Below are 11,533 nucleotides of genomic sequence, written 5' to 3'. Positions count from 1 at the left end.
GGATTTTCCGATTAAGAAAACAAGATAGTAAAAGTGCGAGGATTTTCGGCAGAAAATCCGAAGCAATGAACTATAGCCATTGTTAGGCAAAGTTATTTTTAATTTATTCTTTATTCGATTCGTACAATGCAACAAAATCAGATTCTTTCAATATTCTGATGTTTTGTCCATTATTTTTCAATTCTTCTGCTTTTAGATGTTTCGAGCTTTTTTTCTTTCCCGAAAGTTTACTTAAATCTTGGTCTCCAACCACTAAAAGAGTTGTTTTCTTTGTTACTCCGTTTTCTACTTTACAACCTATTTCTGATGCAAGTAATGAGGCTTCTCTTCTTGGAATTTGTAATGAACCTGTAAACACTAAAATTTCTCCGAATAGATTTCCATTTGGATTTCCCTCTTTTGAAACGGAATCACTATAATTTTTTGCATTAGCTAAAATCGGATTGTTTACTCTTATTAGCCAATCATCAATAGTGTTCTCTTTTTCCTTAATTGCTGAAAGTAAAATATGAGCACAAGCTTTTGCATCTTCCAATGCATCGTGGTGATTAAAAGAGAAATCCAATTTTTTACAAACATTCGCAAGTCCATATCCTTTATATGCAAATTCTTCCCAACATCTTCGAGAAACTTTTGCTGTGTCAATCCAACTGTTTTGAATTGAAGGAAGTCCATATTTTTCGCAAGTTCGATTTATTGAAACTCGGTCAAAATGAGTGTGACAAACACAAATATAATTTTCTAAATTTTGTTTAAGAAACTCATATACTTCTGGAAATTTTGGACTGTCAATAATATCTTCTTCTGTTATATTATGTATTGATTCGTTCCAAAAGTCAAAGTAATCTTCTGGGTCTAATAAACTTGACCATTCTTTTTTTATTTGTCCGTTTTCATAAATGACAAATCCAATTTGGCAGATTGATGCCATATCAGAATTGGCGGTTTCTACATCAATAGCCAAAAAGTCCATTAAATTGAATTTTTAAGTTTTTCCAAGTCCATTGTAAATGTAACTCTCACTTTTGTTTTTGAGCAAGTCAAAACCATTTCCTCATCCATATCAATATTTAAGTCTTCTCCTCGAAGAGCTTGCCATTTAGCAATGTAATTTAATGCTCCGATTTTTTCTTTTTTCTTTAAAGCTTTTTCAACTCCGCCTTTATATCCAAGTACAGGCAATTCTCCTCTTTTTGCTTTTTCAGCTAATTCAGGTTCTTTTATTGCTAAAGCTCTACCAACTTCATAATTCTTAATCAAGCCTTTGTCTTCTCGTTTCCAAGTTTCTTCCCAAGTCAGATTCTCTCTATCGGGTTCTGAAAAACTTCTGTAAATTCTTGTCATTGTTGTTGGTTTTAATTTTGCCTAACGGTTCGGGTATGAAACGTAGGGCTTTTCGAAGCACTTAATTGTCCGCTTGTGACGAACTTTGATAAGAGCCCGAAACTTGCGGAAACCTCTGTCCGCCCTATGTTTTATACCCATTGTTGTGGTGTCGTTTTTTATTTTAAAACGGTAGCTTTTCTTCTGGGATAAGCTCAATTTTGTTTCCTGTCCGCTTGAATTTAGCTATTGTTTTATATCGTGCTTTTAAATGTATTTCTGCATGGTCGTACTTAAATTCTTTCTTGATTCGCAGTCCACGATAAGTTTGTATTTCTGTTTCTATAATCTTGGACACGGTTTTGTACAAAATCTCGAAACTGCTCTCCTTTGAATAATATCTATGGTATTTCTCTAAATACCCATATTCTGTTTCAGTATCAGACCAATACTCAAAAATTTCTCCATTGTAAGGCATCACGTATGGTTTGATTATCGGATTGGCAAAACAGAATCGGTAAAACTTAAAATCGGGATTGTCAAATTTCTCGTGATAGAATCTTTCCCGTTCTTTCTCAAGAGACCTTGCTTCTGCTCGTTTCTTGTCAATTAGTCGCTGTTCTTCTCTTCGCTTTATTCTCTCTCTGTCACTTTTTATTTTGTCTATCAAGTCTTTTTCAAGACCTAACAGCCCTTGAATAAATTGACTTTCCCTAATTTTTAAATACCCACTTTCAATTGAGTTCACTACTCTAACCATGCAGTCGTCTAAGTCGATAAAGAGTTTATTTGCTTTACAATACTCTGATTTAGTCCATTTATTAAGCTTTGTTTTCAGTGGTGATTTATCGACACCTGAAAATGCCGAAGTAAATTCTGAAAATGTGAAACTCGTCAAGTTAATCACGAGGTAAGGAATGCATCCAAACTTTCTATGTGCTATAAATCGAGAATTCATTTCGTCAAGGCTAACAGACAGGGTATGTTGAAATTCGATTGCTACGTTCTTCACGAGGCTATCTATTCTATGAGTTTCGTTGTCTACGATAATATTCTCTTCATAAGTTTTACTATCTACTTCTCCATATTGATTTTCAATTTTGTCGTATTGCCATTCTCTGTGCCAATCACTGAGCTTATTGTCTTTTTTGTTGTCGGGTGGAATAGCCTTCCTACGAACATGAGGTTTGCTTTTTAGCATTACCGAAACGAAAATATCTCCATGCAGACTATACCAAACTCCTTTGGTCGGAATACATTCTCTGAAATATTTTACTTCAATCGGATTTTTCATTTTTCAAATGCACCACAACGGTCTCGGCTATGAGTAGTTGCGTGATTTAGCGTTAAACTTAGCAAGTACACACCAAACTGAAAATCCGCGAGGATTTTCAGAGGTAGGCGAGAACAAGCAATTACTTATAGCCATTGTTGTAGGTAGTTATTTTTTCTTTATTACTTGATTATTGTAGTATCGATTGGTTTGCTCGATGCAGTGTCTTTTATGATTTCCTTTATCTCTTTTTCAATTTCATTCACTTTGCTTTTCTCTACATTATTATTAGTTGAAATGGGAATTATAATTGCAATTAATAAACCTACAAATGAAATAACAGTTGCTATGCGAGTCCAAAATAATGTTTTCTGAAACCGAATTTGTTCAGGTGTATTAAATCCATTATTAATATATTCTGTCAATTCTGGTCTGACATAGCAAAACTGGTCAATATATTCAAGAATATAACTTGATAAAGTCGTAGGCAATTCCCATTTTCCATAATCCGTAGAATTTTTTTGAATCTTATTTTGAATTTCCTTATCATTTGTTAAAGCGGTAACTCCAACCCAACCTTTCTCCTTTATATGCTTTGGAATAGGTTCTGTTGCTGATTTAGTTAATCGATTGTTAAGTATTTCAGGATTAATATGTGTAAAAATCAGTTTTTCGTCTTTTAAAATTTCAATTAGTGAAATAATAATTGATAAGTCTTTTATAAAAGTTAATTCATTTTCTTTTTTGAAGTTAAATATCAATGATATTTTTTTATTATCTAGTTGAATCAACCTGTCATTATTTAGAATACATTTACTTAAAAAAGTACCTAAATTAACCTCAATTTTTTCATCCATTCTTAAGAGAATTTTTAAAAATTCCCTTTCAGTTTTATTGTTAAATTCCTTCATTTAGTTAATTATTTGAATGCTCAAAATTGGGTCATAATTACCTACAACGTTTTTGTATAAAGAAAGTTGCGTTTTTGTGGGCGAGGATTTTCCGTAGGAAAATCAGAAGCAAGCAAAAATGCAACACACTTTAATTAAGCACAAAATAGCAATTTTTTTTATACGGTGTTGCAAGTAGTAGTTTTTTTGTTCCGATTACTTTTATTTATCTTTAATCTGCTAACTTTTTCCAATTCCGTTTGAGTAAGAAATTCCGTTTGAGTAGATATTCCGTTTGAGTGAAAATTCTGTTTGAGTGGAAATACCGTTTGAGTGAGATTCCGTTCGAGTAAGAAATTCCGTTTGAGTAGAAAATCGGTAGAGTAAATTCAGCGTAATATTTGTTAAAAATCAGATTTATTTTATTTGCGAATTGTTTGCGTTTGAGTGTTTTCCGCTATTACTTGCAACGGTATTGTGTATGATTAGTGGCGTGGTTAAGCACTCAATTTAGCAAATATAAAGCGAATAGAAAATCCGCGGGGATTTTCGTAAGCAAGCTCGAACTAGCCATTAATTATACACGTTGTTAGCACCTGTTATTTTACTTTTATTTTATCTCTTAAATTCATAGTAGGAATTTCAAAATACTTATAAATTAAAATAGAAATAGTTACTGTTAGAATCCAGTATAAAAAATATCTAATTATTAAAAAGGCATATCCATTAAAGTCCTGTATTAATGTCCAATCTATATTTCCTAAAATCCATTTTTGAACGATTGTTAAATTAATAAGATACATAGAATATGATACTAAACTTATGTATGTTATTGTTTTAAAGAGAAAACCTTTTCCTTTTTTAAGACAACTTAAATATGGTATTAAGAAAAGAGTTGCTAAAGAAGTAATTGAAAATGAAAACACACAATGATATAAACCAAACCTTGTTGTACTCAATAAATTTAATTTCATAGATACAAACAGAGTAATTCCTAATATTAAAAATAGGATTCTATATTTATACCAAAAATTCTTAAAATGAAAAAAGATATATGCACCAATTACGCCATACATTAAACTATCTAATCTCGTAAAAACTTGTTTTCTTAATGTTCTGTCCCAAGTTGAGATGTCATCTATGGTTAGTGTATCGAATCTGAAATATCTAAATAGTGTAATACTAATAATTATCCCAAAAGCTGTAAAAAGCACAGAATTGTCAATTGAAATTTTAAATATTTTTATTAAGATATATATTATAATAGGAATTAATAAATAAAACCATTCCTCAACGCTCAAACTCCAAGCTTCAGGAAAAAAATGGGGGGGTTTAGAAAATAGATTTTGTGAAAATATAAAATATAGTTTTTTACTATAAATACTGAAATTATCATTAAAAATTATATTTAGAAGGATGAGTGTTATTAATATTAAAAAGAAGTTTGGTAGTGTTCTAAACCATCTTCGAATCCAAAAATTTATTACTAATTTTGAATCGATTATATTTTCTTTAAGTATTTTTATTAGTATTCCGCCAATTAAAAAACCGCTTAATACAAAGAAAATACTCACTCCGTCAAAAATGAAAAATTTCACATATTTAGAAATCGTTTTTGGCATTAAATATGTTCCGTGTCCTGCAACGACAAATAAAATTGCTAAAGCTCTTAAAACATCTAATCCAAAAATTCTATTAGGATTTAGGTCAATTTTTAATATATTTTTCAATTTAGCCAGATTTGGGTTTTAATTGGTGCTAACGGTTTGGCTATGGTTTCGTTGCGGGGGAAAAGGGTTAAGGTTTTTCCGCCGTGGACGAAAGATAACAAATATCCCGGAATATCGGACAAAAAATGACGTAGCAATGAACTATAGCCGTTGTTGCCTGCTGTGGTTTATATCCGTAAGCATTGAGCCCGAGTGATGTCAGCGTAAAGCTTGGAAGTTCTTTTATTCTTTTTCAGCGTACTGCTTGCGTTCTGCTTGCGAACAGCTAGGAAGTTCTTTTAATTTTTGTTTTTAATCCGCTTTTTTGTCCGCGTAAAGAAGCTCAAAATCGCTTCCGCGATTTTTTTGACGCCATTGCTGGCAACGTGTTTGGCTATGGTTTCGTTGCGTGAAAATTCGCGAGGATTTTCCGCCGAGAACCGAAGATAGCAAATTTGCGAGGACTTTCCGATAGGAAAGTCAGAAGCAATGAACTATAGCCGGTGTTGTGGGTAGTTTTTATTTGTCGATGAAGTCACTGATTATATCATATTTTTCACCGTCAATCTGAGGTAATTTTTTCTCAGCTAAGTTAGTTTCTACTTTATATATTTTTCTTAAAAGCTTATGTTTAGTATTTGTTTCATTTGAATATTCTATATCAATTACAACGTATAGGTTTTTAAAAAGCTCTTTAGGTAAATTTCCCATTTTTTGACTAAATGTAAATGGCCGCTCTTTAAATATTATGTCTTTATCATTTAAATCTGTTGCAAAAAAAGCTTTTTTATCAATTGGTTTTTGGTTTTCGTTTAACATCACTAAAGTTAAAGTTTTACTTTTTATATGAGCAACAGTTTTCCCGACGGCTATTGCAGTAACAATAAAATCCATTTCATTCTTAGAATAAGTAAAATATGGATTAGGTCCTACATTAGTATTTCCTATTTCTAAAACAAAAACCTCATTATTGTCTATTATATTATTTTTTGTGCCTTGAATTACATCTCCACTAACATTGTAAATATTTTCTATGCTCTTTGATGGTTCATTTGAACGTTCTTTTTTTTCTACCTCTTTAATTTTTAGACTGTAATAGTTCCAACCAAAACCACATATTGCTGCTAAAATTGTAAATATAGGCACTCCTATCATACACAGTTTTAGCATAGTTTGATAATTACTCATATTTTATTTTTAAATTACCCACAACGGTTTGGCTATGGTTTGTTGCGAGGGAAAAGGATTAAGGTTTTTCCGCCGTGGACGAAAGATAACAAATATCCCGGAATATCGGGCAAAAAATGACGCAGCAATGAACTATAGCCGTTGTTGCCTGCTGTGGTTTAAATCCGTAAGTTTTTTTGAGTCTGAGTGATGTCAGCGCAAAGCTTGGAAGTTCTTTTATTCTTTTTTCAGCGAACTGCTTGCGTTTTGCTTGCGAGTAGCTATGAAGTTCTTTTAGTTTTGTTTTTAATCCGACACGTTTAAAATCCGAATAGAGTTGCGTTTTTATATCCGCTATTTTGTCCGCATAAAGAAGCTCAAAATCGCTTCCGCGATTTTTTTAGCACCATTGCTGGCAACGGCTTTGTGTATGGCTTGTTGCGGGAAATCCGCAGAGGATTTTCCGCTGTATGACCAAAGATAGCAAATTGCAATGAATTCCGATTAGGAATTCAGCCGCAATGAGCTATACACGGTGTTGTGTAACGTTTTTTTTACATATACTTATTAAAAATCAAAAACATTAAGAATGCTAAAATTACACTTATCAGAAATTTAATTAGAGAAATTCCGAAAGAGATAGTTTTGTCATTACTCAAAGTCATTATTTTAAAAATTTCTTTTATTCTTTTTCGTTGGTTTATAAAAATTAAAATCAGAACAGATTGAAATATTATTGCATTTCTCAAAGCTCCAGGATGGATTTTATAAAAGATGTCGATTAATATAATATTTAAAAAAATCGGTGTAAGTAATACTGCTCCAATAAGTTTAGTTTTTCTAAAGAGTAGTAAAAAAGCTCCGATGATTTGTAATGCTCCGATAATCAGAGGATATTCTTTTGTTGTTCCGAAAAACGCCCACATCATATCAGATTCAGTTGCGTCTCTAATTGAAATGTCAACCGATTTTGAGCCATCAAATTGTGTTGATTTACTCATTCCATAAACAAAAATGTAAAAAGCTGTCCAAATTCGTAGAGCAGTTTCCAAGATGTCTAAAGTGAATATTTTCTTTAAATTCATTTGGGTTTCTTTAGGATTAGAGTCAGTTTTTAAATGTTACACAACGGTCTCGTATAACCGTCAGTTACGGGATTAAAGTTAATGATTTTCGGCTAAGAACTGGCGTTAGCAATTCCGAGTGGATTCGGACGTAGTCGAATCCGCCGTAATTGCGGTTATACATTGTTGTAAACAGTTATTTATTCAGTTGTTTATTAAATTCAGATATTATTTTTTTCAATTCAGCTCCATAAATCAATTCAGCATTTTCGTAAGATTGATTTTTACATAATTCAAGAAACTTTTTTTTGTCAAGCAAAATCAAATACTCAACAAATGCTCCAGCAACTGGATATAAAATTTGTTCGGAATAGTTATTTCCATTATTCCAGAAATCCTTAATGTCAATCTTTTGGTTTTGGGTTTCCTTTTTGGCTTTTTCTAATCTGTTCATATTAGTTTGGTCAAAGTAAACTCCAATTCCCTCATTTATTAGTCTATTTCTCTTATTTGCTTTGTCCAACCAAAAAGAGATACTATGTGTGATTTCGTGTCCTTTAGTTTGATTGTCTCTATTATGCGAAATACAATATTTTGGTTCTGTAAAACCCAATGATTTGTTTAAGACTTTAATTGCCTCTTCATTCGATTTCCAAACGAAAAAATCAATTTTTTTAGGTAATTCCGATTGAAAAAAAGCATTGATATTTGAAAACGCTTTTTGTCTTTCAGCAATATATTTTTCTTTATTAGGAATTGAATTGCTATTTTGAAAATGGAAAATGATGTTTTCTGTTTCCATTATTTCCCAATTCTCGTATACTTTGTCAAACCCAAACAACAAGGCTAAACCTCTCAATTTTTTCGTAGAATTTTTAGTTCCTTTGTATTCTAAAGATTTTTTATAGTATTTTTTTGCTTGTTCAATTTTCCCAATAGCGAAATTTGATTCCATTAATTCAATATTCGCCCAAGCGAATTGCCAATCCTGTTTCGCACAATTTATTGCTTTTTCTAAATAAGTGTTGGCATTTTCAAATTTATTAAGAAAGTTATATGCTTTTCCAATTCCTAAAAGTCCGTCAAAGTCATTTGGTTCAGATTCGAGCACTTGCTTGCCTAATTCAATTACTTTTTCAAACTCTTTGTTCTTGAAAGCATTGCTCATTTCAGATTTTTGAGAAAAACCGAAAGCACAAAATGCAATTAAAAATATTATTTGAAGTAAGAGTTTTTTCATAATTGTTTACAACGGTTTGGCTATGGTTTCGTTGCGTGAAAATCCGCAAGGATTTTCCGCCGTAAACCGAAGATAGCAAATTTGCGAGGACTTTCCGAGAGGAAAGTCAGCAGCAATGAACTATAGCCGTTGTTGCCTGTAGTTTTTTTATTTCCACCATTGGTTTTTCAGTCTGGGCTTACCTTTTGAATACTCGTACTCCGAGCCATCTCCAAATGTTGTCCAACCATTTTCAATATATTTTTCATTAACCATCATTTCACCATCACCACCGTCAAAGTCGAATGTGAATGGAAGTCGATAATCACCCCAAATACATTTTTTTAAAGTTCCAGACTTATAACTTTTCCACGTGCCCACGTAGGTTCGGTTATAATAACCGTCTGCAATCGCAAAACTTTCGTCTAGCTTGATTTCTTTTGTCTCGTGGTCAATTACGATAGAGCATTCAAATGTTCCTTTGAATATTCCGACATGATTTTGTGTACTGTCTTCATAGAATTCGTATTCCGCAAAAAGTGAAGCTTGTCCAGGAAAGTCATAATTCTCAGTGATTTCAAATACTTTGAGAATTTTTAAACTACCCTTGAAGTCACAGATATTTCCCGAAACATTGGACTTACCACTTATAATAAATTCTAATTCACCTTCTTTTTGTTTAGTGTCAGAAATATGGAATCTAATTCTTTTATAATCTAACCCAATGATTCCATTTTGTTGAAATTCACCTGTGTTAAATAGTGAGTCTGTGTCGAATTTATACTGGACTAATTGTTCGGTTTTATCGATTGCTATTTTTGATAATCTGTCTGTTTGAAGTCTTAAATACTTTGCACTAAAATCAGCTTGTTTAGAATCAAAGTTCTCACAAAGATGTCCATTGTAGTATGGATCAAAATGTGCTTCGTGATTTTTCGGCAGGCTACACCATTCTGCATCACAATATTTGGATTCCTGAGCAAACGTATTTGCAGAAATTAGAATCATTAATATCGTTAGTATTCTTGTCATTTTTAAATTACAGGCAACGGTTTTGTATATAGCTCGTAGCGTGCAAATTAGACAATTATTTTCAGATTAAGCACAAGCCAGATTTTTAAATTTTACTATTTATCTTTTTATTGGAAATCGTCAAATTTAAAAATTTGGCGGACTTGCAAATACAACTTAACTTTGAATTAAGTAACTATCTAGCTATGAGTTATATACGTTGTTGCCAACAGTATTTATTTCCTCGCTTGACCAATTGTTCCTCGTGTTTCTAATATAATATTGTTTTCATCAATTCGTAAAGTCCATTTTTCGAGTTGCTCAAAACAATATTTCGATAAAGGGCTTGTCAATTCTTGTATTTCTTTTGGCATTGAATTATTAAATCTTTCCACGATATATTCTTTTCCAAGATATTTTATTGTTAATGATTCGATTTGATTAAAATCAAAATTTTCTGGTAAATCTATTTCCGAATTAGATTTGTTTAAGATTGACAGTTTTGGGTTCTTTTCATTATTAGTGTTTAGATACAAATCCAAATCAATTTTAGACACATCGGATTCTTCTCCATTTTCGAAAACTTTTAAAATCAATGGATTGTATTTAGCTCTAATTTCACGTAAAGTTAAGTTTATGTCATTAATCAGATAAACTTGTTTTTCTTTCAGTATTGATTCTAATTCTTGTTTGAATCCTGATTTCTCCAAAACTTCAGTTTGGTTTTCTTTAGCAATAGAGATGTATTTTAAAATACTATCTTTAGGTTTAGTTGAATATTTGTATCGCATTTCATTGTATGTGTCATCTATAAATAAATTGATTTCTTCATCAAGAAAATTATGAAAGATTTCAATCTCTTCTGTTTTTCCATATTCTAAATCTTGACTTTCAAATAATTCTTTTTCATTTGTTTTGATAGATTCTTTTACAGCATTGAATACATTTGCTATAATTTTTTTAGATTGAATTTGTTTAAAAAATTCAGATGTTTCTTCTTTTGAATTTTGTGAGAAGGCAAAAGCTGAAATAGTCAGTAATAATGTTAAAAGTATGTGTTTTTTCATATTGTTAAGTGTGTTTTTTATATTGTTGGCAACGGTTTGGCTATGGTTTCGTTGCGTGAAAATCCGCGAGGATTTTCCGCCGTAAACCGAAGATAGCAAATTTGCGAGGACTTTCCGATAGGAAAGTCAGAAGCAATGAACTATAGCCGGTGTTATGCAACGGTTTTTATATTTTTTTCTTATACGGGTTTTTTCTATTTGAAAATAAAGAAACAATCTCAACCGAATTTTTATTAATTCGATAATAAAGATTGTTGTGCTTTTCAACAACAGCTTTTCGGATAGTTTTTTTCTCAAATGATTCTGGGAAGATTTCGGGTGTTTTTGAAATCAGTTCAATTGTGTGGTCTAATTTTACAGAAAAAGTTCTTACTTCTTTTTCGGTCCAGTTATTTTCTAGGTATTCAATGGTTTCTTTAAGTTCTGATATTGCGTGGTCAGTCCACAGTATTTTATAGCCACTTTTCATAGATTCCTTTCACGCTTGAGTGAGAAGTCAGTTTTCCGTTATCCGCATCTTGAATTCCTTTTTCAATAGATTCTTTTTCTTTTGCTGAAATTTCATTCCACCAATCAGTTTTTTCTTTTTCTCTTAATTTCATTAGTTTGTCAATCAAAGACTTGTCGTTCAATGTCGATAACCACTGAATTAATTCAATTTTTTTATTTTCTATACTTAAATCCATAATACCAAAGTTACAAATTTAATCTTATCATTCTCTTTTTGAACGTGATTTTTAACTGTTGCATAACGGGTTTGTGTATGGCTTGTTGCGGGAAATCCGCTGAGGATTTTCCGCTGTATGATCA

The 11,533-nt window shown here is 31.6% G+C and carries 12 protein-coding genes; all 12 read right to left on the bottom strand.

What is annotated here, in order from left to right:
* Positions 1-103: 103 nt before the first annotated feature.
* The 12 genes from IA57_RS04205 to IA57_RS04150 all read right to left on the bottom strand — a co-directional run bounded on the left by IA57_RS04205 (position 104) and on the right by IA57_RS04150 (position 11,409).
* The gene (locus IA57_RS04205; RefSeq protein WP_036119727.1) at positions 104-973 is read right to left on the bottom strand and encodes an exonuclease domain-containing protein; all 870 of its coding nucleotides are present in this window, start codon (positions 971-973) and stop codon (positions 104-106) included.
* On the bottom strand, positions 973-1,344 hold the full coding sequence (locus IA57_RS04200) for a hypothetical protein (protein WP_036119724.1): 372 nt from the start codon (positions 1,342-1,344) through the stop codon (positions 973-975). The genes IA57_RS04205 and IA57_RS04200 overlap by 1 nt, the downstream gene beginning before the upstream one ends.
* 163 nt (positions 1,345-1,507) lie before the next feature.
* Complete coding sequence (locus tag IA57_RS04195; protein ID WP_036119721.1) at positions 1,508-2,617, bottom strand: hypothetical protein; 1,110 nt, start codon at positions 2,615-2,617, stop codon at positions 1,508-1,510.
* A gap of 161 nt (positions 2,618-2,778) precedes the next feature.
* Positions 2,779-3,507: a hypothetical protein gene (locus tag IA57_RS04190; protein ID WP_036119718.1), complete on the bottom strand. Its 729-nt coding sequence runs from the start codon at positions 3,505-3,507 to the stop codon at positions 2,779-2,781.
* A 578-nt stretch (positions 3,508-4,085) separates the two neighbouring features.
* The gene (locus tag IA57_RS04185; protein ID WP_036119716.1) at positions 4,086-5,216 is read right to left on the bottom strand and encodes an acyltransferase family protein; all 1,131 of its coding nucleotides are present in this window, start codon (positions 5,214-5,216) and stop codon (positions 4,086-4,088) included.
* Positions 5,217-5,714: 498 nt separating this feature from the next.
* Positions 5,715-6,383, bottom strand: coding sequence for a hypothetical protein (locus IA57_RS04180; protein WP_036119713.1), 669 nt, complete (start codon positions 6,381-6,383; stop codon positions 5,715-5,717).
* A gap of 533 nt (positions 6,384-6,916) precedes the next feature.
* Positions 6,917-7,447, bottom strand: coding sequence for a hypothetical protein (locus IA57_RS04175; RefSeq protein ID WP_051880982.1), 531 nt, complete (start codon positions 7,445-7,447; stop codon positions 6,917-6,919).
* A 175-nt stretch (positions 7,448-7,622) separates the two neighbouring features.
* Positions 7,623-8,666 carry a tetratricopeptide repeat protein gene (locus IA57_RS04170; RefSeq protein WP_036119709.1) on the bottom strand — a complete coding sequence of 348 codons (1,044 nt, stop codon included), beginning with the start codon at positions 8,664-8,666 and terminating at the stop codon, positions 7,623-7,625.
* Positions 8,667-8,813: 147 nt separating this feature from the next.
* Positions 8,814-9,677, bottom strand: coding sequence for a hypothetical protein (locus IA57_RS04165; protein WP_036119706.1), 864 nt, complete (start codon positions 9,675-9,677; stop codon positions 8,814-8,816).
* Between the two features lie 215 nt (positions 9,678-9,892).
* Positions 9,893-10,723: a hypothetical protein gene (locus IA57_RS04160; RefSeq protein ID WP_036119702.1), complete on the bottom strand. Its 831-nt coding sequence runs from the start codon at positions 10,721-10,723 to the stop codon at positions 9,893-9,895.
* A gap of 166 nt (positions 10,724-10,889) precedes the next feature.
* Positions 10,890-11,192 carry a type II toxin-antitoxin system RelE/ParE family toxin gene (locus IA57_RS04155; RefSeq protein ID WP_036119700.1) on the bottom strand — a complete coding sequence of 101 codons (303 nt, stop codon included), beginning with the start codon at positions 11,190-11,192 and terminating at the stop codon, positions 10,890-10,892.
* A complete protein-coding gene (locus IA57_RS04150) occupies positions 11,176-11,409 on the bottom strand; it encodes a hypothetical protein (protein ID WP_036119697.1) in 234 nt (77 codons plus the stop codon). The genes IA57_RS04155 and IA57_RS04150 overlap by 17 nt, the downstream gene beginning before the upstream one ends.
* Between the last annotated feature and the right edge of the window lie 124 nt (positions 11,410-11,533).

This window comes from Mangrovimonas yunxiaonensis, assembly GCF_000733475.1.
GTDB classification, from domain to species: domain Bacteria; phylum Bacteroidota; class Bacteroidia; order Flavobacteriales; family Flavobacteriaceae; genus Mangrovimonas; species Mangrovimonas yunxiaonensis.
The sequence above is the reverse complement of the archived record's forward strand: the minus strand, read 5'-3'. Positions and strand labels throughout refer to the sequence as shown.